This is a genomic window from Micromonospora sp. NPDC049275 (assembly GCF_043197115.1).
Classification (GTDB): Bacteria; Actinomycetota; Actinomycetes; order Mycobacteriales; family Micromonosporaceae; genus Micromonospora.
This window is the reverse complement of record NZ_JBICSN010000013.1, coordinates 37,891-59,460: the sequence shown is the minus strand read 5'-3', so window position 1 is coordinate 59,460 and position 21,570 is coordinate 37,891. Positions and strand designations below refer to the sequence as shown.

Annotated in this window: 20 protein-coding genes; 13 read left to right on the top strand and 7 right to left on the bottom strand. The window is 71.9% G+C overall.

Annotation, left to right across the window (positions count from 1 at the left end):
• Window positions 1-6: 6 nt before the first annotated feature.
• Window positions 7-867, bottom strand: coding sequence for a hypothetical protein (locus ACGFIE_RS27645; RefSeq protein ID WP_393299938.1), 861 nt, complete (start codon window positions 865-867; stop codon window positions 7-9).
• A gap of 66 nt (window positions 868-933) precedes the next feature.
• Window positions 934-1,467: a winged helix-turn-helix domain-containing protein gene (locus ACGFIE_RS27640; RefSeq protein ID WP_393300160.1), complete on the bottom strand. Its 534-nt coding sequence runs from the start codon at window positions 1,465-1,467 to the stop codon at window positions 934-936.
• 214 nt (window positions 1,468-1,681) lie between these two features.
• On the opposite strand from ACGFIE_RS27640, the gene ACGFIE_RS27635 reads away from it, so the two are divergent.
• The 3 genes from ACGFIE_RS27635 to ACGFIE_RS27625 all read left to right on the top strand — a co-directional run bounded on the left by ACGFIE_RS27635 (window position 1,682) and on the right by ACGFIE_RS27625 (window position 7,052).
• On the top strand, window positions 1,682-6,055 hold the full coding sequence (locus tag ACGFIE_RS27635) for a S8 family serine peptidase (protein WP_393299935.1): 4,374 nt from the start codon (window positions 1,682-1,684) through the stop codon (window positions 6,053-6,055).
• 218 nt (window positions 6,056-6,273) lie between these two features.
• Entirely contained in the window at window positions 6,274-6,459 is a 186-nt protein-coding gene (locus ACGFIE_RS27630) for a hypothetical protein (RefSeq protein ID WP_266304331.1), read from the top strand.
• Between the two features lie 317 nt (window positions 6,460-6,776).
• Window positions 6,777-7,052: a hypothetical protein gene (locus ACGFIE_RS27625; RefSeq protein WP_393299932.1), complete on the top strand. Its 276-nt coding sequence runs from the start codon at window positions 6,777-6,779 to the stop codon at window positions 7,050-7,052.
• A 67-nt stretch (window positions 7,053-7,119) separates the two neighbouring features.
• Here ACGFIE_RS27625 and ACGFIE_RS27620 read toward each other — a convergent pair whose 3' ends face one another.
• From ACGFIE_RS27620 to ACGFIE_RS27600, 5 genes are all read right to left on the bottom strand, one after another.
• A complete protein-coding gene (locus tag ACGFIE_RS27620; protein WP_393299929.1) occupies window positions 7,120-7,440 on the bottom strand; it encodes a DUF1416 domain-containing protein in 321 nt (106 codons plus the stop codon).
• A gap of 6 nt (window positions 7,441-7,446) precedes the next feature.
• Complete coding sequence (locus ACGFIE_RS27615; protein ID WP_007465753.1) at window positions 7,447-8,295, bottom strand: sulfurtransferase; 849 nt, start codon at window positions 8,293-8,295, stop codon at window positions 7,447-7,449.
• A gap of 209 nt (window positions 8,296-8,504) precedes the next feature.
• On the bottom strand, window positions 8,505-8,582 hold the full coding sequence (locus tag ACGFIE_RS27610) for an Ms5788A family Cys-rich leader peptide (protein WP_310503780.1): 78 nt from the start codon (window positions 8,580-8,582) through the stop codon (window positions 8,505-8,507).
• Window positions 8,583-8,698: 116 nt separating this feature from the next.
• Window positions 8,699-9,487 (bottom strand): DUF2993 domain-containing protein, encoded by a 789-nt coding sequence (locus tag ACGFIE_RS27605; protein WP_393299926.1) that lies wholly within the window; start codon window positions 9,485-9,487, stop codon window positions 8,699-8,701.
• Between the two features lie 105 nt (window positions 9,488-9,592).
• Window positions 9,593-10,648, bottom strand: coding sequence for a hypothetical protein (locus tag ACGFIE_RS27600; RefSeq protein ID WP_393299923.1), 1,056 nt, complete (start codon window positions 10,646-10,648; stop codon window positions 9,593-9,595).
• A 241-nt stretch (window positions 10,649-10,889) separates the two neighbouring features.
• Between ACGFIE_RS27600 and ACGFIE_RS27595 the strand changes: the two genes are divergently transcribed.
• From ACGFIE_RS27595 to ACGFIE_RS27550, 10 genes are all read left to right on the top strand, one after another.
• A complete protein-coding gene (locus ACGFIE_RS27595; RefSeq protein ID WP_192580148.1) occupies window positions 10,890-11,609 on the top strand; it encodes a response regulator transcription factor in 720 nt (239 codons plus the stop codon).
• A 147-nt stretch (window positions 11,610-11,756) separates the two neighbouring features.
• Window positions 11,757-12,650, top strand: coding sequence for a polysaccharide deacetylase family protein (locus tag ACGFIE_RS27590; protein WP_393299920.1), 894 nt, complete (start codon window positions 11,757-11,759; stop codon window positions 12,648-12,650).
• A 62-nt stretch (window positions 12,651-12,712) separates the two neighbouring features.
• Complete coding sequence (gene mshD, locus ACGFIE_RS27585; protein WP_393299917.1) at window positions 12,713-13,639, top strand: mycothiol synthase; 927 nt, start codon at window positions 12,713-12,715, stop codon at window positions 13,637-13,639.
• A gap of 291 nt (window positions 13,640-13,930) precedes the next feature.
• Window positions 13,931-15,040: a phosphate ABC transporter substrate-binding protein PstS gene (pstS, locus tag ACGFIE_RS27580; RefSeq protein WP_393299914.1), complete on the top strand. Its 1,110-nt coding sequence runs from the start codon at window positions 13,931-13,933 to the stop codon at window positions 15,038-15,040.
• A gap of 39 nt (window positions 15,041-15,079) precedes the next feature.
• Window positions 15,080-16,171, top strand: a complete 1,092-nt coding sequence (gene pstC, locus ACGFIE_RS27575) for a phosphate ABC transporter permease subunit PstC (protein ID WP_393299911.1) — start codon at window positions 15,080-15,082, stop codon at window positions 16,169-16,171.
• Window positions 16,168-17,256: a phosphate ABC transporter permease PstA gene (gene pstA, locus ACGFIE_RS27570; RefSeq protein ID WP_393299908.1), complete on the top strand. Its 1,089-nt coding sequence runs from the start codon at window positions 16,168-16,170 to the stop codon at window positions 17,254-17,256. The genes pstC and pstA overlap by 4 nt, the downstream gene beginning before the upstream one ends.
• A gap of 17 nt (window positions 17,257-17,273) precedes the next feature.
• Complete coding sequence (pstB, locus tag ACGFIE_RS27565) at window positions 17,274-18,050, top strand: phosphate ABC transporter ATP-binding protein PstB (protein ID WP_039907006.1); 777 nt, start codon at window positions 17,274-17,276, stop codon at window positions 18,048-18,050.
• A 111-nt stretch (window positions 18,051-18,161) separates the two neighbouring features.
• Window positions 18,162-19,265, top strand: coding sequence for a sensor histidine kinase (locus tag ACGFIE_RS27560; protein ID WP_393299905.1), 1,104 nt, complete (start codon window positions 18,162-18,164; stop codon window positions 19,263-19,265).
• A complete protein-coding gene (locus ACGFIE_RS27555; RefSeq protein ID WP_393299902.1) occupies window positions 19,262-19,942 on the top strand; it encodes a response regulator in 681 nt (226 codons plus the stop codon). Before ACGFIE_RS27560 ends, ACGFIE_RS27555 begins: the two co-directional genes overlap by 4 nt.
• Before the next feature lie 74 nt (window positions 19,943-20,016).
• Window positions 20,017-21,546 (top strand): tannase/feruloyl esterase family alpha/beta hydrolase, encoded by a 1,530-nt coding sequence (locus ACGFIE_RS27550; RefSeq protein ID WP_393299899.1) that lies wholly within the window; start codon window positions 20,017-20,019, stop codon window positions 21,544-21,546.
• Window positions 21,547-21,570 lie beyond the last annotated feature (24 nt).

Below are 21,570 nucleotides of genomic sequence, written 5' to 3'. Positions count from 1 at the left end.
GTCGGCTCAACCGGGGCAGCCGACGGTGGCGGCCACCCGTGCGGAGTCCGGGCCGATTTCGGCAAGCACTGTGACGTCGCCCGCGCGGTACGCGTACACCGGGGGGTTGTCCAGCAGTGGGGCGCCGCCGGCCAGCGGGGCGAGCGCGTCGGTCGCGGCCGGGCCGGACCCGGGGGCGGACCGTGCGGTACGCGCCAGGGCGCCGTCCGGACACGGCGCGGTGACCAGCTCCGGCGCGGCGTCGGTCGGGCGGCCGAGCGCGGTGAGGGCAGCCGTCAGGGCGGCGGCCTCCGGGCCGGCGCCGGTGGCCGGCTTCCGGTCGTAGCCGGCGCCCAGCGGACGGCAGCCGGTGTCGACTGTCAACCGGAGCCGACCGTCCCCGGTCGGTCGCCCCTCGACGGCGACGAAGTCCCCGGCGTCGGCGCGCAGTTCCGGGCCGTCCAGGCCGGGGCCGACCCCGGCCCGCCAGGTCGCCGGCAGTCGATCGGCGATGCCTCTCAGCACGGCGCGCTCGGTGCCTGCGGGCGCGAGCACGCCCACCTCGCGGCGCAGGGCCGCGCCGTCGGCGAACGGCGTGACGCGACAGCCGGCGTCGACCCGCACCGGGCCCAGCTCCAGCAGCCCGGCCGCGCCGGCGGCCCGGGCCAGCTCACCGACCGCACGGTCGACCACCGGGGCGGCCTCGTCGAGGGAGCGCTGCTCGCGCACGGTCGGCGGGTCGTCGCGGACCGACATCCAGGTGAGCCCGGCCAGCAGTACGGCCCACAGCGTGGTCGCGACCAGCAACCAGCGCCGTCCACGCCGGGCAGGCGCCGGCGCGGCGGGATCGTTCGACGTGGCCCGACCCGTCTGGACAGCACCGCTCACCCGGCCATGGTGTCACGGGCGGTCCGCCGCACCGGAGGCAGCGGTCGGCAGCCGAGGTGCTGGGGATCAGGCCGGCCGGGGCGGCGGATCGAGCCGGTAGCCGACGCCGCGCACGGTGTGCACCCGCGGCCCTCCCGGCAGGCCGCGCAGCTTGCGCCGGAGCCGCTTGATCGCGGAGTGCAGGATCGCCGTGTCGCCGAGGTACGCGCCGGTCCAGACGGCGGCGAAGAGCTGCTCGTAGCTCCACACCACAAGCGGCGGACCGACGAGCCGGGCGAGCAGCTCCCGTTCGGTACGGGTGAGCGGGAGTGGATCGCCGCGCCAGGTGACCACGTGCCCGGCCCGGTCGACGACCAGCGCGCCCCAGCTGACGCGCCCCTGCGGCGGCGGGGTGGTCGGCCTGTCGGCCGGCGTCGAGCCTCCCGACGGCGGGAAGAGCATCGCCCGCAGTTGGGTGAGGTCGGCGCAGGTCACGACCGGTCCGATCCCGTCGAGCTGTCGCAGTACCCGCTCGCGCACCGAAACGTCCGCGCTCACGCAGACGACGATCGGGAACTCCTGCGCACCACCCGCGATCACCACCCGATGATAGTGACGTATGCCGATGTATCTCGTGGTCCCGTCCATCGTCGGAATGACGCCACGTCACCGACCAGGCACTGATCGGCGTTATTCACTGAGCACCGTTCGAGCACGCCAGAGCAGGACTGTCAGCGGGCGTGGGGCTCCACCCCACCCCAACCGCCCGCTGCGCGGCCGTCCCGGCGGTGCGCGCCCGTCCCGAACCCATCGGGACCCAATGTGGGGAGGAACAGTGCTCCGACCAGCAAACCTGAGGTCCGCTCTCTGGCGGACGGCCGTCGCGTGCGGCGCCGCCCTGCTGACACTCACCGCCCAGCCCGCGGTCGCCGCCCGCCCCGCGCCCGCGCCGGCCCGCGTGGATCAGCGACTGCTGCGCCAGCTCGGCACGACGAGCAGCGCGAGTTTCCTGGTCTACCTGCGGAACACCGCACCGGTGGCGCGGACCGCGAAGCTGCCCGACCCGGACGACCGGGCCCGCGAGGTGCACCGGCTGCTCACGACGACCGCCACGCGCACCCAGAAGGGCCTGCGCTCGCTGCTCGCGACCCGCAGGGCCCCGCACACCGCCTACTGGATCGCCAACGCCGTGCGCGTGACAGGCAACCGCGCGCTGCTCGACGAGATCGCCAAGCGGCCCGAGGTGGCCCGGATCGAGCCCACCCGCAGCTACCGCCTGGTGCGCCCGACGCCGGCCACCGGCAGCCGCGTCGACGCCACCGGCGCCGAGTGGGGCCTCACCAACATCAACGCGCCGCAGGTGTGGAACGAGCTCGGCGACCACGGCGAGGGCGTGGTGGTCGCCACCATCGACAGCGGCGTCCAGTACGACCATCCGGCGCTGGTCGGGGCGTACCGGGGCAACCTCGGCGGCGGCGCGTTCGACCACAACCACAACTGGTACGACCCGGCCGGCGTGTGCCCGAGCGCCGCGCCCTGCGACAACTCTGCCCACGGCACACACACCATGGGCACGATGGTCGGCGACGACCGCGCCGGCAACCAGATCGGCGTCGCCCCCGGCGCGAAGTGGATCGCCGCGAAGGGCTGCGAGACCGACTCGTGCTCCGACGCCTCGCTGCTCGCGGCCGGTCAGTGGGTGCTGGCCCCGACCGACCTGAACGGGCAGAACCCGCGAACCGACCTGCGCCCCGACGTCGTCAACAACTCCTGGGGCGGCGCCGGCGGCGACCCGTGGTTCCAGCAGACCATCGCGGCCTGGCGGGCGGCCGGCATCTTCGGGGTCTTCTCGGCGGGCAACGACGGCCCCGACTGCGGCAGCGCCGCCTCGCCCGGCGACAACGCCAACGCGTACGCGGTCGGCTCGTACGACGTGCACGACGCGATCTCCGACTTCTCCGGCCGGGGCGACGCCACCGACGCGCGGTCGTACAAGCCGAACATCGCCGCTCCGGGCAGCAACGTGCGCTCCAGCGTCCCCGGCAACTCCTACGCCGCCTTCGACGGCACCTCGATGGCCGCGCCACACGTCTCCGGCACGGTCGCGCTGATCTGGTCGGGGGCACCCGGCCTCAAGGGCGACGTCACGGCCACCGAGGAACTGCTGGACCGGACCGCCCGCGATGTCGACGCCACCGCCTGCGGAGGCACCACAGCCGACAACAACGTCTTCGGCGAGGGTCGGCTGGACGCGTACGCGGCGGTGCGGGCCGCACCGCGCGGCGCACTCGGGCGCATCATCGGCACGGTCACCGCCACCGGGAACGGCGACCCGATCGCCGGCGCGACAGTCGGCGACGGCACCCGCAGCGTCACCACAGGCGCCGACGGCCGGTACGCGCTCACCCTGCCGGCCGGCGAGGCCACTGTCACCGTCGGCGCCTACGGATACGCCGGGCAGACGGCCACCGTCACCGTCACCGAGGACGGCACAACCACCGAGGACTTCGCAATGGCGGCGAACCCGACGGTCAGCGTGCGCGGCCGGGTCACCGACGGCTCGGGCCACGGCTGGCCGCTGTACGCCCGGATCGAGGTCACCGGGCGACCCGGTGGACCGGTGTTCACCGACCCGGCCACCGGGCGATACTCGTTCACCGTGCCGGGCCACACCACGTACCGGCTGACCGTCACCGCCCGCTACCCCGGCTACCGCACGGTCACCCGGGACGTGGCCACCGGCGCCGGGCCGGCGACTGCCGACGTCGCCGTACCCGTCGAGGCCGTCTGCACGGCTGCCGGCTACACGGGCAGCTTCGGCACGCCGGTGCTGGACGAGAGCTTCGACGGCGGCACCGCGCCGGACGGCTGGTCGGTACGCGACCGCACCGGCGACGGTGGCTGGGCCTTCACCGACCCCGGTGAGCGGGGCAACCTCACCGGAGGCAGCGGCGCCTTCGCCATCGCCGACAGCGACCGCCTCGGCTCGGACAGAACCCAGGACACCGACCTGGTGACCCCGACCGTCGACCTGCGCGACACACCGGCGCCGCTGCTGCGTTTCCGCAGCGACTGGCGGGCGGTCGGCGTGACCGACGCCGCCGACGTGGACGTCTCCACCGACGGCGGCGCCACCTGGGCCACGGTCTGGCACCAGACCAGCAGTCGGCGTGGACCGCTGCTCGAGGAGGTGCCCCTGGACCCGGCGGCCGGGGCCTCCGCCGTGCGGGTCCGCTTCCGCTTCCACGGCACCTTCGCCTGGTGGTGGCAGGTGGACGACGTGCAGGTGGTCAACCGCGACTGCGTGCCGGCCGCCGGTGGCCTGCTGCTGGGCGTGACCACCGACCGCAACACCGGCAACCCCCTCAACGGGGTCGCGGTGGTCAGCGCCGACCGACAGGCGGACCGTGGCAGGTCGGCGTCGACACCTGACGACCCGACCCTGCCGGACGGCTTCTACTGGCTCTTCTCCGGGCTGACCGGGGCCCACCCGTTCGCCGTCGGCCGTACCCCGTACCAGGCGAGCACGAAGACGGCGACGGTGGTTGGCGACGGCGCCCGACGGCTGGACGTCGCCCTGGCCGCCGGTCGACTCACCGTCACCCCGTCGAGCGTCCAGTCGTACCAGCCGTACGCCAGCAGCCGGACCACGAAGGTGACGGTCCGCAACACCGGCACCGCGCCGGCCGCCGTCAACCTGGTGGAGCGCGGAGGCCGGTTCGAAAGGCTGTCCAGGGCCGGTGCGCCGCTGCGGGAGCAGAAGGTGAAGGGGATCAGCAAGACCCGCGCGGGCACCGCGTACGGCGGCGCGGGGACCACTGCCGCGCCCCGGGCGCAGGACGCCTGGACCGGGATCGCCGACCTGCCGGCGGCTGTCTACGACAACGCGGCGGCCACCCTAGACGGCAAGGTCTACTCCGTCGGCGGTGGCGGCGGCAGCGGCCAGGAGGGCAAGGCCTGGCGCTACGACCCCGACACGGACACCTGGACCGCGCTGCCCGACCTGCCGACCGCCCGGGCCAAGCCGGTCGCGGCGGCCGTCGGCGGCAAGCTGTACGTCCTCGGCGGCTGGGGCGTCGACGACGAGACGGTCGCCTCGGTGGACGTGTTCGACCCGGCCACCGGAGGTTGGAGCACGGTGGCCGGGGCGACCAACCCGTTCCCGGCGGCGGCGGCCGGCGGCGCGGTGAACGGTGGAAAGGTCTACCTGGTCGGAGGCTGCCTGGACGACGACTGCACCGACTCGGACCGGCTCGTCGTCTTCGACCCGGCGACCGGCGCGTTCCACACCGGCGCGACCTACCCGCATCCGGTCTCCTGGCTCTCCTGCGGCGGGATCGGCAGCGCGCTCTACTGTGCCGGCGGCACCGGCGGCGCCGAGTACACCGACGCCTACCGCTACGACCCGGCGGCGGACACGTGGCGCCCGCTGCCGAACCTGCCGGTGGACCTCTGGGGTTCCCAGTACACGGCGGCCGGTGACCTCCTGGTCCTGGCCGGAGGGGTCACGGCGGCGTCGACCACCGTCACCAACCGGACCATCGCGTACGACCCGGTGGCCGGGAGCTGGAGGGACCTGCCCAACGTCCAGTTCGGCAGGTACCGAGGCGCCGCCGCCTGCGGCGCGTACAAGATCGGTGGATCGCCGTCGTCCTTCGTGGGCTCTGCCGAGAGTGAGCGACTGAGCGGCCTGGAACTGTGCGGCGGGGAGGCGGACCTGCCGTGGCTCACCACCACGCCCGGCACCTTCACCCTGGCCCCGGGCGCGTCCCGGACGGTGACGGTCAAGCTGACCGCCACGGTGACGGCCGGCGTGGCCCAGCCGGGCACCTACTCCGGGGAGGTGGCCGTCGCCTCCGACACGCCGTACCCGGTGGCGGCGGTGCCGGTACGGATGAACGTGTCACCGCCGGCCAGTTGGGGCAGGATCCAGGGCACCGTCACCGGTGTCACCTGCGCAGGGGTCGCCGTCGGGGTCGCGGCGACGGTCCGGGTGAACCTGCTGGGCACGACGACCGGCTACACCCTGACCGCGGACGCGCAGGGCCGGTACGTCTGGTGGCTGCCGAAGGGCCGCTACGAGGTGATCGTCGCCAAGGACGGCTGGGTGCCGCAGACGCAGCGCACGCGGATCGAGGCGGGCATCGTCGACACGCGCGACTTCACACTCGATACGGCCTCGTCCTGCACGAGAGCCACGGGCATCTGACCGCTGGTGGCCGGCGACGTGTTGGTCGCCGGCCACCCGTGACGTCGGCTCCGCGCACTGTCGCTTACCCGGCACCGGCACACCCGGAAAGCCAGTGCCATCGATGAACGGTGGGTAGTGGACTAGTGACGCGAGGATCCACGAAGTGATTCGCGTCGTCGGAGGGAGGCAGTAGGGTGACGCCAACAGCGACGTCGTCGACGGCGAGAGGACCAGCAATGGGCACCGCCATCGTCAAGACCCCGCAAGAGCTCCGCGAATGGCGAGCGCGTCTCCTGGAGCGCGTCCACATGAACAAGGAGACGCTGTACGACCTGGGGCGTAACTTCGAGCTTCGCGCCGACGAACGCAGCGTCTACGAGATGGTCCGCTCCATCGACTACCTGCTCGGCGATGACGACTGACGGTCCCGCCGTCTCTCCCGATCTCGTTGCCAGAGCCAGCGCCTTCGCCGACGACATCACTGCCCGACTACATCGGGTGGTCAAGACGGAGAAGAGCCTGTCGGCGCTGCTGATGCCCGGCAAGAACGGCGGCCGGGTCATGGTGGGCGTCGTCGAGGGAGACGATTTCGGCACCTTTCCCTTGTACATCGACAATAGACACCGCCCCCTGCGCTCATTTGCACGTCCACGGCCACCGCGACGAGTTCGCCTTCGTCATGCAGGACGGGGCACGGGGGCGTCCCAAGGCCCGCAAGCGCCGACACGAAGTGCCAAGGTTGGCCAAGTTTCACTTTCCGCTCGGCGGGCACCGCTTCCGGCCCTGCGTCGAGGACGTCCTCCAGGCCGTCGTGGAGGAGATCTGCGTCGACACCGTCGACGGATGGCGGAACGCGGTGGACGAAGGCCGCGAGAAGTGGCGGCAGCTCCAACTACTCGCGGCGGTGCGCGACGCGCCAAGCCTCGCGGCGCGAGCACTGAATGAGCTGGACTACAAGGTCGTGCCGCCCGACTCCGTACCGGCCGACAACCAGGGCAGGATGCGCGCCTATTGATCGCCTCGCGACGATCGGGGCCGGCCACCCGGGAGGGTGACCGGCCCCGATCGATCAGAGCGGTGGGTCAGGCGACGGTGACGGAGACCTCGTTGATGCCCCGGCCGGCGGTGACGGCCGCGTCGCCGTTGCCGTGCCGGGACAGCGCCCGCAGCGTCCAGGAACCCGGCGCGGCGAAGAACCGGAACTGACCGGCCGCCGAGGTGACCACCTCGGCCGTGAACTCACCTGTCGAGTCGAGCAGCCGGACGTACGCGCCGGGCACGGCCTCTTCCGCCTCCGAGCGGACGATGCCGGTGATGACGGTTTCCTTCTCCAGGTCCAGGCTGGCCGGCAGCGGCGCGGCCTGGTCGGGTGCGGCGCAACCCGCAGCGGTGGGAGCAGTCATGGCGGATCAGGCCTCCCCGGGCTCGTCGCCGAGCGCGACCGGCACGCCGACGAGCGAGCCGTACTCGGTCCAGGAACCGTCGTAGTTCTTCACGTTGCGGTGGCCGAGCAGCTCCTGCAGCACGAACCAGGTGTGCGAGGAACGCTCGCCGATCCGGCAGTACGCGATGGTCTCCTTGCCGTCGTCCAGCCCGGCGTCGCCGTAGATCTTGCGCAGCTCGTCGTCGGACCGGAAGGTGCCGTCCTCGTTGGCCGCCTTGGACCACGGGACGCTGATCGCGGTCGGGATGTGACCGGCCCGCTGCGCCTGCTCCTGCGGCAGGTGCGCCGGGGCGAGCAGCCGACCGGCGAACTCGTCGGGGCTACGCACGTCGACCAGGTTCTTGGTGCCGATCGCGGCGACGACCTCGTCGCGGAAGGCCCGGATGGAGGTGTCCGGCTCCTGCGCGACGTACTGGGTCGCCGGGCGGGTCGCCGTCTCGGTGACCAGCGGACGGGCGTCCAGCTCCCACTTCTTGCGACCGCCGTCGAGCAGCTTGACGTCGCGGTGGCCGTAGAGCTTGAAGTACCAGTAGGCGTACGCCGCGAACCAGTTGTTGTTGCCGCCGTACAGGATGACGGTGTCGTCGTTGCTGATGCCCCGCTCGGAGAGCAGCGCCTCGAACTGGGTCTTGTTGACGAAGTCCCGGCGGACCTGGTCCTGGAGGTCGGTCTTCCAGTCGATCTTGATGGCGCCGGCGATGTGGCCGGTCTCGTAGGCCGAGGTGTCCTCGTCGACCTCGACGAAGACGACGCCCGGGGCGTCGAGGTTCTTCTCGGCCCACTCGACCGAGACGAGTGCGGTGTCGCGACTCATCGAATCACTCCCTGGTGAGGATGGATGGTGAGCCAACGCGCGAGTATCGATGGGTTGAACTGTCGCACCGCGCGCGGGACCCAGCGGAAGGACGGGATCACGGGTTCGTGCGACGGCGCCGCTGCCGGGCGTTCGGTGGGATCACCGGAAAGGGTCGAGGACCCTGCGTGCCGGTGGCCGCCGTCAGGCGGCCGAAAACAGCCCCGCCGTCAGATGACAGGGCGACACAGGCAGGTGGCCACGCGGCACAGGTCGACCGCGCGCCGTTTGGTGAGGTGGGTCCCCATGAGCACGGAGCCTACCAGCCAGTGACCGGGCTGCCACTGGACCGACCACCATCCGGGATCGCCCGGGCTGCGGGACCGTTGCGGTGTCCCGGCAGCCCGGACGATTGACGCGTGGCTCAGCCGGCGGAGTTGATCGGTACGTTCTTCGCGTCGGCGGTGACCGCCAACCCCTCGGGCAACGGGCGGACTTCCCGGACCGCGAGCTGGAACGGCAGGTCGGGCAGCGGCACGTCGATGGAGATGCTCTTGGCGTAGTTGCTCAAGAGGGTGCGGGCCAACGGCAGGTTCGGCAGGCCCGCAGCGTCCAGGTCGTTGAAGCGCAGGGCGACTTTGCCGTTCTTGGCGACTGTGACGTCGGCGGTGCCGGCCACCGTGAACTTCGTGCCGAGGATGTCGACCGGGGCGGTGACGGCGAGCTTGCCGCCCTGCTCGCCGAGGGTGAGCCCGGGTCGTTTCAGCAGCGCGGCGAGGCTCTCGTAGCTGATCGTGCCGGTGCCGTTCACCGTGTCGGCGACGACGTCGCCCTGCCCGGACCGCAGCGTGTCCAGCGAGGCACGCACGTTGCGGGCGTCCACATCGAGCACCGGCAGCCGTACGGCGTCACCCTCGACCGACGCCTGCACGTCGCGCAGCGTGATGGAGATCCGCTCGTACCGCCCGTCCAGCACCTGGGTGAGGAACGGCATCCCACCGACCTCCACCTCGGGCTTGGAGGACTGCGCACCCTGCTTGCTGATCTCCTGGCTGACCCGTTCGGCGATGAGCCGCTCGGCCACGCCGACCGCCACCCGGTCGGCGACCACCAGCAGACCCGCCACCACGAGGAGCAGGACGACCAGGCCGATCAGCAGCTTGCGGCCGCGCCGTCGGGGCCGGGTCTCGCCAGCCGGATACTCCTGGGCCACGCTGCCTCCTGTCTTCGCCCGCCGCGATGCGGCGGGACGTCCGAACCGGTGCCGCAGCGCGGCGCACCCGTAGGTACCCGACCGACACCGGCCTCAACCGTGGGCTCAGAGCAAGAGCATGCACATGGCGTACGCGGCCGGCGCGGCCAGGGCGAAGCCGCCGAGCGGACCCTGCATGTGCCGGGCGACCCACATGGTGGGCGGTTCGCCGGCCATCAGACGACCCGCCTCCGCGTACCCCACGGCGAGATCGGAGAGGACGGCGGTGACGGCGGCGACCAGGCCGAGCACCGCGGCCCGGGTCGGCGTGAAGGGGGCCACCAGGTAGCTGCCGAGGATCGCGCTACCCAGCGTGCCCACCATCGCGCCGGCGACGACGCCGGCGGCGCCCCGGGGCACCTGCGGGGCCAGCCGGGGCCACGGCAGCACCGAGTCGGTGAGCCGGGCGACGGTAAGCGCGACCCCACTCGCGGTCAGGCAGACGGTGATCGCCTGGGTGCCGGCCGGAATGCGGCTGAGCACGATCAGGGTGCCGAAGGCCACGACCCCGACCACGATGAGCAGTGTGGCGCCGAGTGAGTCGGTCACCCGGACCCGGTCGACCCGGCGGACCAACTGGCCGAGTACGGCGGCGAGGAGGCCGCCGACGGCCAGGTAGCCCAGCGGCGCCAGACCGGCGACGTCGCTCTGGACGGCGGCGATGTCGGCGGCGGCGGCGACCGCGGCGCTGATCCCGCCGACCAGCAGCAGCGCGGGCGGGCGCATGGCCATCGTCCAGGCGAGCACGAACAGCAGTTGGACGCCGAAGACGATGAAGGCGAACGGCAGGCGGTGGCCCGGCCCGGACGTCTGCGCGCCGAGCACCAGGCCCACACCGAGCAGCGCGGCGAAGCCGGCGATCGTCAACGCCAGCGGACGCTGCACCTCCACCGGGACGACTGCCTCTTCCTCCGGCTCGTCGACCTCGTCCTCGGCACGCCGGGCCGGTTCCCCGGCACGGCGGGCCCGGCGCGGCTTACCCCGTTCACGGCGTTCGCCGTCGGCGACGGCCGGCCCGGTGCGCGGCGCGGGGGGATGGCCACGGGTCGGAGCGGCCGGACCCGGGCGGGGACCGTCGGACCACGATTCGCGGCCGGCGTCGGGCGAGGTGGAGGGAAACACGCCCCGATCGTGCCAGATCGGCTGCCCGACGCGGCGGTCACGGGTTTCCGCAACGTTAAAACCTGCGCCACGATCAGGGGCAAGCTAGACAAACGGGAAATGGCCTGACGGCGCAGCCGAGGCGATCGGTTACGCTCAACGCGTTACCCGCCCGTCAGCGACGCCGGGACCACGCAATTTCTCAGCGCACTCTGCCACGAGTGTGTCTGGTCGCGTGCGGCCTCGCGCCGCCGGGACGGAGGTGATCGTGGAGATCCTGCTGCTGGTGACCGCACGCGCAGGGGAACCGTCGGCTGTGCTGCCGGCGCTCGACCTGTTGCCACACTCGGTTCGCACCGCGCCGCGCGACGTCCGCACCCTGGTTGCGGGGCCCAGTCCCGACGCGGTGCTCGTCGACGCCCGCTCGGAGCTGAGTGAGGCCCGAGCGACCTGCCGGATGCTGCACGCCACCGGGCTCGGGGTGCCGTTGGTCGCGGTGGTGACCGAGGCCGGCCTGATCGCGCTCAACGCGGACTGGGGCGTCGACGACGTCATCCTCGCGTCGGCCGGCCCCGCCGAGGTCGAGGCCCGACTGCGGCTCGCGGTCGGCCGCCTGAGCAACGCGACCGCCGGCGCCGGCGGCTCGATCCGGGCCGGCGAGCTGAACATCGACCCCGACACGTACGCCGCCAAGCTGAAGGGTCGCCCGCTCGACCTCACCTACAAGGAGTTCGAGCTGCTGAAGTTCCTGGCCCAGCACCCGGGCCGGGTGTTCACCCGCGATCAGCTGCTGCGCGAGGTCTGGGGCTACGACTACTTCGGCGGCACTCGGACGGTGGACGTGCACGTCCGCCGGCTGCGCGCCAAGCTCGGCTCGGAGTACGAGTCGATGATCGGCACGGTCCGCCAGGTGGGTTACAAGTTCGTCGTGCCGCCGTCGCGGTCCCTGCCCGAGGCGGAGCACGCGCCGCTGCCCGTCTAGCTTCAGCCGGGCGATTTCCCATATGCCCCTTTTGCGCAGCTCGTCAGTTCTATTCTGACTGCCGGGTTTGTTGTAAAAGGGGGCGGCGGTGCGCGCAGGTAGCACGGGGGCGAGGGGCCGGCACGACCGGCCAGCCGGGCGGAAGCCGTGACGCGGGTCAGCTCGACCGCGCGGGCGGCGGGGATCGTGACGGTGGTGGTGGCCGCGCTGCTCGGCTCGGCGTACGTGCTGGGCCGCAGCCTCGTCCCCGACCAGACCCGGCAGCACGCCACGGGTGTCACCACCGAGGGCGACGGGCCGCACTACGCCGATCAGCCTGCCGAAAAGCCCTCGACCGGCTCCTCGACCGGCACCGCGACCGGCATTCCGACCACGAGCCAGAGCGCCGGTCCCAGCGAGGCCGGCCAGGACGGCTCGGGGCAGGACACCAATGAGGGCGGGCTGTTCGGCGCCCACACCAGCACCGGCAGCGGCCGGGTCGCGCTGACCTTCGACGACGGGCCGGACCCGCGCTACACCCCGCAGGTCCTCGCGGCGCTGCGCGAGTACGACGTCAAGGCCACGTTCTGTGTGGTGGGCGAGAACGCCCAGGACCATCCCGACCTGATCCAGGCGATCGTGGCCGACGGCCACACCCTCTGCAACCACTCCTGGCACCACGACGTCTCTCTCGGCAACCGGTCCACCGATCAGATCCGCGCCGACCTGGTACGCACCAACGAGGCGATCCGGGCGGCAGTGCCGGACGCGCCGATCGTCTGGTACCGCCAACCCGGTGGGGCCTGGACCGCTCCGGTGGTGTCGGTGTGCACGGGGCTCGGCATGACGCCGCTGCACTGGTCGGTGGACCCGTCGGACTGGCAGGCGCCCGGCGCCAGCAAGATCGCCACGACGGTCCTCACGCAGGCGCGACCCGGTGGGGTGGTCCTCATGCACGACGCCGGCGGGAACCGGCAGGGCACTGTCGACGCGCTGAGCCGGATCCTGCCCGAGCTCAGCGCGCGGTTCGAGCTGGAGGCCCTGCCGACCAACCCGACGTGACCCACGGCCCGTTACTCGGCGACCCTCCGGGGCGTACGAGGCGCAGCCGCTACGGTGACGGAATGAGCAGCGCGGAGCCGACCAGCGACCAGGTGACCCGGACCGACCGACTGGCCCCGGCGGAGATCGCCGGTGTGCTGGCCCTGGCCCGCACGGCGGGCGACACCGACGGCGCGGACCCGCTCGACGAGCACGTCCTGCTGCGCATGCGCGATCCGGAGGCGCCCGCCGTGCACCTGCTGGCCCGCGCCGACGACGACACCCTCACCGGGTACGCCCACCTGGACACCAGCGACCCGGTGGACGGCATCGGGGTGGAGTTGGTGGTGCACCCCGCGTACCGGCGGAGGGGCACCGGTCGGGCGCTGGCCCGGGGCGTGCTCGCCTCGGCCACCGGGCCGCTGCGGGCGTGGGCGCACGGCGACCACCCGTCGGCGGCAGCGCTCGCCGTGGATCTCGGGTTCACCCGGGCACGCGTGCTCTGGCAGCTCCGCCGGCCGTTGGCCGCCCCGCTGGGCGAGCCACGCCTGCCCGACGGTGTGGCGCTGCGCGCGTTCCGGCCCGGTGCCGACGACGCGGCCTGGCTGACCCTTAACGCGCGGGCCTTCGCCGAGCATCCCGAGCAGGGGCGGTGGACGTCGGACGACCTGCGGGTCCGCCTCGCCGAGCCGTGGTTCGACCCGGCCGGTTTCCTGCTCGCCGAGGAGACCTCGACCGGCCGGCTGCTCGGCTTCCACTGGACGAAGGTGCACGAGCAGCCCGGGTCGGCCCGCATCGGCGAGGTGTACGTGCTCGGCGTGGAGCCGACCGCGCACGGTGGTGGGCTCGGTCGGGCGCTTACCACCGCGGGGCTCGCGTACCTGCGGGACAAGCGCGGTCTCGACCGGGTGATGCTCTACGTGGACGACTCGAACAGCGGGGCGGTCGCGCTCTACGAGCGGTTGGGCTTCGCCCGCTGGTCCGCGCACATCAACTACCACCTGGGCTGACGCGCGGGCACCGCGACGGCCGGGTCACCGGCGGGTAACGGCCGAGCCACGGCGGCATAACGGCGAACCGGAAATATACCCATACTTCCGACAGGTGTACCCCGGTTCACTTAACGGACAACTCACCCTCAGCAAGCGGTCACCCAGGGGGCCGTACGTGTTCACCTTGCGTTCACTTGCGACCGGCGAACCGGCTACCTGGCCCTCCTAACTTTCGTGTCAGCCGGTCAGTGCCGGTCCTCGGGCCCCGGTATCGGGGCACCAAGTCAGACGCGAAGGGAAACCCCTCAGGTGAAGCTCCAGCGGTACGGCACTATTGCCTGCCTCGCTCTTGCCGCGACGCTCGGCCTCAGTGCATGCGGCTCGGACAACAACGAGCCCACTTCCGGCGCCAGCGCCTCGGGCTCCGCCGCCGCGGTCGACTGCGGTACCGGCACGGTCAACGCCCAGGGCTCCTCGGCCCAGAAGAACGCCATGGCCGAATGGATCAAGGCGTACCAGCAGAAGTGCGCTGGCACCACGATCAACTACGAGGGCACCGGTTCGGGCGCCGGCATCCAGGCGTTCATCGCCGGCACCGCCGACTTCGCCGGTTCCGACTCCGCGCTCAAGCCGGAGGAGCAGCCGCAGGCCGACGCCAAGTGCGCCGGTGGCAAGGCCCTCAACCTCCCGATGGTGATCGGCCCCGTCGCGGTCGTCTACAACGCCGGCAGCGGCGTGGACAACCTCCAGTTCAAGCCGGCCACCCTGGCGAAGATCTTCGCCGGCAAGGTCACCAAGTGGGACGACGCGGCGATCAAGGCGGACAACCCGGACGCCAAGCTCCCGTCGGCCCCGATCCAGGCCGTGCACCGCTCGGACGAGTCGGGCACGACCGACAACTTCACCAAGTACCTGTCGAAGACCGCCGAGTCGGACTGGACCCTCGGCAACGCCAAGGCGTGGAAGGCCCCGGGTGGCGTCGGCGCCGCCAAGTCCGACGGCGTGGCCAGCAAGGTCAAGAGCACGGTCGGCACGATCAGCTACGTCGAGTGGTCGTACGCCGAGAACTCCGGCCTGAACATGGCCAAGGTGCAGAACGGTGCCGGCGAGTGGGCCGCGCTGACCGCCGAGTCGGCCGGCAAGACCATCGCCGGGGCGAAGATCGAGGGCCAGGGCGACGACCTCAAGCTGTCGATCGACTACAACACCACGCAGGCCGGGGCCTACCCGATCGTCCTGGCGACGTACGAGATCGTCTGCAGCAAGGGCCTCGCGGCCGACAAGCTCAAGCTGGTCAAGGGTCTGCTGGGCTACGCCGCCAGCGCCGAGGGCCAGAACTCGCTCACCGACCTCGGCTACGCCCCGCTGCCGGAGACGGTCCGCACCAAGGTCGAAGCCGCGGTCAAGAACCTCTCCTGATCCGACCCCACCACCTCAGCAACGGAATCGAGCGAGCAGATGGGTGAAACCCCTCACCGCTCGGCCGACGCCGGCACCGGCGGGACGCGCGTGACCCAGAGTCACGCGTGGCCCGCCGGTGCCTCGGCGCGTGTGGCCGAGGCACCAGTCAGCGCGCCTTCCCCCGACGGCAACGGGCTGGGAGGCGGCGGCGCGCTGCCGAGAAACCGGAAGTTCGGCGCCGAGCGGGCCTTCCACGGCCTCACCATGGCAGCCGGCACGATGGTGCTGGTCATCATCGTGGCCATCGCGGCCTTCCTTATCGCGAAGGCGATCCCGGCCCTACGCGCCAACACGGCGAACTTCTGGACCTTCGAGGGCTGGTTCCCGAACGACAACCCGCCCACGTTCGGCATCGGCGCGCTCGCCTTCGGCACCGTCCTCAGCGCCGCCCTGGCGCTGCTGATGGCCGTGCCGGTGGCCATGGGCATCGCGCTGTACCTGTCCCACTACGCGCCCCGGCGGCTCGGCAACGCGCTCGGCTTCCTGATCGACCTGCTGGCCGCCGTGCCCAGCGTGGTGTTCGGTCTGTGGGGTCGCGAGTACCTCATCGGCCCGGTCACCGACCTCTCGGGCTGGCTGAACAAGTACTTCAGCTGGATCCCGATCTTCGGCGGCGACGGCCCGTACGGCAATTCCATCCTGCTGGGATCGCTGGTCCTGGCGATCATGGTGCTGCCGATCGTCACCTCGCTCACCCGCGAGGTGTTCCTGCAGACGCCTACCGCCAACGAGGAGGCGGCCATCGCCCTGGGCGCCACCCGGTGGGAGATGCTGCGCACCGCGGTGCTGCCGTACGGCCGCCCCGGCATCATCGCCGCGGTGATGCTCGGCCTGGGCCGGGCGCTGGGTGAGACCATCGCGCTCGCGCTGACCCTCGGATCCACGTACGCCATCTCGTTCAACGTGCTGGAGAGCGGCGGCAACACCATCGCCGCCAACATCGCCAACCGCTTCGCCGAGGCGAACGACACCGGCCGGGGCGCACTGATCGCGTCCGGTCTGGTGCTCTTCGCGATCACCCTCGTCGTCAACATCATCGCGCGGGCGATCATCTACCGCCGCCGGGAGTTCACGGAGTCCGCCGCATGAGCGCCACGGTCACCTCACACCGCCCCCGGCCGCCGGCACAGCCGGAGACGCTGCGGGCTCGGCGGCTGCCCGCGTACGCCGCACCTGTCATCGCCGTGGCCGCGCTGGCGCTCGCCGCCGCGATCGTCTACGGCGCGAGCATCGGCGGGCCGGTCCTCGTGATCGTCCTCGGCGCGGTGCTCTACCTGGTCGGGCTCTTCGCGGCGTCCAACGCCGTCGAGGGGCGGCGCTCGGCCCGTAACCGCACCTGGAGTGCCCTGATCCACTCCGCGTTCGTGCTGGCCGTCGTGCCGCTCGCCTCGGTGGTCTGGACGCTTGTCAGCAAGGGCACCGAACGGCTCGACGCCAACTTCTTCAACACCTCGATGAACAACATCGGCGCCCGCGACCCCAACGGCGGCGCGTACCACGCGATCGTCGGCACGCTGGAGCAGGTAGGCATCGCCGCCCTGATCACCGTGCCGCTGGGCATCCTCTGCGCCATCTACATCGTCGAGTACGGCCGGGGCCGGTTCGCCTTCGCGATCCGGTTCTTCGTCGACGTGATGACAGGCATCCCGTCGATCGTCACCGGCCTGTTCGTGCTGGCGTTCTGGGTGCTGATCGTGTCGCCGTGGTTCAACGACGGCCGGCCGGGCTTCTCCGGCTTCGCCGCCGCGCTCGCGCTCAGTGTGCTCATGCTGCCGACAATCGTCCGGTCCACCGAGGAGATGCTCCGCCTCGTTCCGCCGCCGCTACGCGAGGGGGCGTACGCGCTCGGCGTGCCGAAGTGGAAGACCATCCTGCGGGTGGTGGTGCCGACGGCGCTGCCCGGCATCGTCACAGGCGTCATGCTCTCCGTCGCCCGCGCGGCCGGTGAGACGGCCCCGGTGCTCCTGGTCGCCGGGGGCGGCGCCGCGATCAACTTCAACCCGTTCGAGAACAACCAGTCGTCGTTGGCCCTCTACGTCTACCAGCAGGCCGGCGAGGCCTCGAAGTACTCGCCGGCACGGGCGTGGACCGCGGCACTCACCCTGGTCGCCCTCGTGCTCATCCTGACGATCGCGGCGAAGTTGCTGGCCCGTCGCAACAGGCTCAGCCGATGAACCCCGGAGGTACCACCATGGCCAAGCGCGTCTCCGCCTCGAACGTCACCGCCTACTACGGCGCTTTCAAGGCGATCGAGAACATCAACCTGACTGTCGAGCCGAAGACTGTCACCGCTCTCATCGGGCCGTCCGGCTGCGGCAAGTCCACCTTCCTGCGGTCGATCAACCGGATGCACGAGGTGCTGCCGGGTGCCCGGGTCGAGGGCAGCCTGACCATCGACGACCAGGACATCTACCACCGGGACGTGGACGTCACGGCGGTCCGGCGCACCATCGGCATGGTCTTCCAGCGGCCGAACCCGTTCCCCACCATGAGCATCTTCGAGAACGTGGTGGCCGGGCTGAAGCTCAACGGCGTCCGGAAGAAGTCGATCCTCGACGAGGCGGCCGAGAAGGCGCTGCGCTCGGCGAACCTGTGGGACGAGGTGAAGGACCGGCTGGGCAAGCCCGGCGCGGGCCTCTCCGGCGGTCAGCAGCAGCGGCTCTGCATCGCCCGGACCATCGCGGTCGAGCCGCAGGTAGTCCTGATGGACGAGCCGTGCTCGGCGCTGGACCCGATCTCCACGCTGGCGATCGAGGATCTGATGTTCCAGCTCAAGGACAAGTTCACGATCATCATCGTGACGCACAACATGCAGCAGGCCGCACGCGTGTCGGACCGGACCGCCTTCTTCTCGATCGAGAAGACCGGCGACCCGGGCCGGCTGATCGAGTACGACAACACCCAGAAGATCTTCAGCAACCCGAGCGTGAAGAAGACCGAGGACTACATCACCGGCCGCTTCGGCTGAGCCGCTGGTCTCCTCCGCTCTCCGCGACGCAGGCGGTCCGTCTCCGGACGGACCGCTTCGTCGTTCCCGCGGCCGATGACCGTCGCCCCGTGCGCTGCCTACGATCACCTGGTGCGTACGCCCGGCGGACTCCTGCGCGGATGCCGGCCCGACCTGCGGGTCGCCGTCGGCCTGTTCGTCGTGCTCGCGACCCTGATCGTGGTCACGCCGAACGGCCCACACCAGCCCATCGGGTACGCGGCCGCGCTCGCCCTGGCGGCGGTGCAGGCAAGCACCATCGCGATGCTGCGGCACCACCCGGAGGGCGCGATGACGGCGGCCGTCCTCGCCGGGATCGGCATCGAGTTCCTCAGCCCGGCCATCGGCTGGCTCGGTCAGGTCGCCGCGGTGCTTGCCGGGTACGCGCGGCTGCGGTCGCCGTCGCGGTCGCTGTGGGTGCTCGCCCTGCTGCTGGCCGGTACGCCGTGGAAGCTGGCCCATGGCGACTGGCGCAACGTGCTGCTCGCGATCGCCGGCCCGGCGCTCGGTTGGACCCTCGGTGAGCTGGGCCGGACCCGCGCGCTGCGGCGGCAGGACTCCGAGCGTCGCATCGTCACCCAGGAACGCGAACGGATCGCCCGCGAGCTGCACGACGTGCTGGCCCACACGGTGTCGGTGATCATCGTGCAGGCCGGGGCGGCGCAGGACGTCTTCGACCGCCGGCCCGACCTGGCCCGCGCCGCGCTCACCTCGATCGATCTGGCCGCCCGGTCCACCCTGTCCGAACTGCGGGTGCTGCTGCAGACGATGAGCGCCGACGCCGGGCCCGACCCGGCAACCCCGCAGCCCGGTCTGGCGCAACTGGACACCCTCGCGGCGTCGCTGCGGGCCACCGGGCTGATCGTCGAGCTGGATCGGGAACCGGCCGTGTCGCCGTTGCCGGCGGCGGTCGACCTGTCGTCGTACCGGATCGTGCAGGAGTCGCTCACCAACACGCTGCGGCACAGTCAGGCCACCCTGGCCCGGGTGACGGTGCGGTGCTCGCCGCGTTCGGTGCGGTTGGAGATCCGCGACGACGGGCCGGCCCGTCCGAGCGGCCGGGTCGACCGTTCCTCCCACCGGGGGATCGTGGGGATGCGGGAACGGGCCCGGTTACTGGGCGGGACGCTTGACGCCGGGCCGGCGCCGGGCGGGGGCTTTCGGGTACGGGCGGACCTGCCGCTCACCTCGGCATGACGACGACTGCCATCCGGGTGTTGATCGCCGACGACCAGGCCCTCGTCCGAGCCGGCTTCGCGATGATCATCGGGAGCCGCGCGGATCTCGAGGTGGTCGGCGAGGCGGGCGACGGTCTGGAGGCCATCGCGCTCGCGGAGCGCCTGCGACCGGACGTGATCCTGATGGACGTGCGGATGCCCCGGCTGGACGGGATCGAGGCGACCCGCCGGCTGGTCGCCTCCGGCCAGCCGGCGCGGATCATCATGCTGACCACGTTCGACCTGGACGAACCGGTGTTCGCGGCGCTGCGGGCCGGCGCCAGCGGCTTCCTGCTCAAGGACATCCGCCCCGACGAGCTGGCCGCGGCGGTACGGGTGGTGGCGCGCGGCGAGGCACTGCTCGCGCCGACTGTCACCCGGCGGCTGCTCGACCGGTTCGCCAGCGAGCTGCCCGGCGGCACGTCCCCGCCGGCGCTCGACGCGCTCAGCGCCCGGGAGATCGAAGTGCTCACGCTCGTCGCCCGGGCGCTCTCCAACGACGAGATCGCGGAGCGCCTGGTCCTCAGCCGAGCCACCGTGAAGACACACCTGTCGGCGATCCTGCTCAAGCTCGGCCTGCGCGACCGGGTGCAGGCGGCCGTGCTCGCCTACGAGTGCGGCCTGGTCCGGCCGGGCACCGCTCCGCCTCGGGGATGACCGGAAGTCCCGTCCCGGGACCGATCCGGCAGACCCGCCGACCCGCCTAACCTCCCTCCAAAGAGGAGGGAAGCATGATCCGTTCATTGCTGGCACTGCTGACCGCCGTACCCCTGGTCGTCACGCCCGGAGCCGCCACCGACCCGCCCGCCGACCGCTGCGCGGGGTTGGCCGGGGCGCGCATCCCGCAGGTGTCGGTGGCCTCGGCGGAGCGCGAAACGAACGACGAGGGCCAGGAATTCTGCGTGGTGCAGGGGGTGATCCGGCCGCAGACACGGTTCACCGTCAAGCTGCCCGTCTCCGGATGGACGGGGCAGTACGTACAGCAGGGCTGTAGCGGGCTGTGCGGGGAGGTGCCCGACCTGACCCTGCCGCTCTTCGGGTTCCAGTGCGCGGCCGCCCGGGACGGCAAACTGGTGCTGGCCTCCGACGACACCGGGCACACCGGCGACCCGATGACAAGCGAGCCGGCGACCTGGGGCGCCGACCCGCGGGCCCGGCTGGAGTTCGGGCTGCTATCCGAGCACCGGCTACGGTCGGTGGCGGACGCGGTGATGGTCGCGTACTACGGGCACGGCCCGACGTACCGGTACTTCGACGGCTGCTCGACAGGCGGCCGGCAGGGGTTGATGCTGGCGCAGCGCTTCCCGGCCGACTTCGACGGCATCCTGGCCGGCGCGCCGGTGCACAACCTGGCGCCGCTGGCGCTGCTCAACGCCTGGGTGGTGCTCCGCAACACCGACGCGTCGGGCCGGCAGATCCTCGGCCCGGAGAAGATCCCCGCGCTGCACGAGGCTGTCGTCGAGAAGTGCGGTGAGGTCATCGACGACCCACGGCGGTGCGGGTTCCAGCCGTCGTCGCTGCGCTGCCCGCGGGGCACGGACCGGCCGGACTGCCTCACGCCGGCCCAGGTGGCGGCCGTGGTGGCGTTCTACCGGGGCCCGAACGGCCTCTACCCCGGAGGCATGCCGTACGGGTCGGAGCTGGGCTGGATCGACGAGTTCGTGGTGCGCTCCGGCTCCCCGGCGGACGGCAACACCGGGAGGATCGCGCACAACTACCTGCGGTACCTCGCGTACCCGCAGAACCCGCCCGCCGACTTCCAGCTGACCGACGTGCGGTTCACCCGGGCCACGTTCGACCGGCTCAACGTGGTGGGTGACGCCATCTACAACGCCACCGACTCGGACCTGTCCGAGTTCCGCGCACGGGGCGGCAGGCTGATCCTCTACCACGGCTGGGCGGACCCGTCCGTCCCCCCGTTCTCGACTGTCGACTACTACGCGGCAGTGCAGCGCCGCGGCGGCAGCGAGGCGTTCACGCGGCTGTACATGGTGCCGGCCGGCTACCACTGCCTGTTCGGGCCGGAGCCGACCGAGCACCCGTCGGAGGTCGGTATCCCGGAGTTCCTCCAGCCGCTGATGGACTGGGTCGAACGCGACGTGGCTCCGGGCGACATCGACGTCCTCACCTACGCGCCCAACGAGGAGCCGGACCAGCAGTTCGTTCGCTTCCTCACGGTGTCGCCGTTCGACGCGCTGGCGCCGGCGCACGCCGCACCGGGCAGCCTCAACGCCAACTACCGGTACGTCGGGCACTACTGACGGACGAACCGCCGGTCCGCCGTA

Bases quoted from the DNA above. Each gene is read 5' to 3' on its own strand.
- pstC (WP_393299911.1), top strand. From the start codon at position 15,080: ATGGGTGAAACCCCTCACCGCTCGGCCGACGCCGGCACCGGCGGGACG.
- ACGFIE_RS27610 (WP_310503780.1), bottom strand. From the start codon at position 8,582: ATGGGGACCCACCTCACCAAACGGCGCGCGGTCGACCTGTGCCGCGTG.
- pstA (WP_393299908.1), top strand. From the start codon at position 16,168: ATGAGCGCCACGGTCACCTCACACCGCCCCCGGCCGCCGGCACAGCCG.
- mshD (WP_393299917.1), top strand. From the start codon at position 12,713: ATGAGCAGCGCGGAGCCGACCAGCGACCAGGTGACCCGGACCGACCGA.
- ACGFIE_RS27555 (WP_393299902.1), top strand. From the start codon at position 19,262: ATGACGACGACTGCCATCCGGGTGTTGATCGCCGACGACCAGGCCCTC.
- pstB (WP_039907006.1), top strand. From the start codon at position 17,274: ATGGCCAAGCGCGTCTCCGCCTCGAACGTCACCGCCTACTACGGCGCT.
- ACGFIE_RS27620 (WP_393299929.1), bottom strand. From the start codon at position 7,440: ATGACTGCTCCCACCGCTGCGGGTTGCGCCGCACCCGACCAGGCCGCG.
- ACGFIE_RS27550 (WP_393299899.1), top strand. From the start codon at position 20,017: ATGATCCGTTCATTGCTGGCACTGCTGACCGCCGTACCCCTGGTCGTC.
- ACGFIE_RS27630 (WP_266304331.1), top strand. From the start codon at position 6,274: ATGGGCACCGCCATCGTCAAGACCCCGCAAGAGCTCCGCGAATGGCGA.
- ACGFIE_RS27615 (WP_007465753.1), bottom strand. From the start codon at position 8,295: ATGAGTCGCGACACCGCACTCGTCTCGGTCGAGTGGGCCGAGAAGAAC.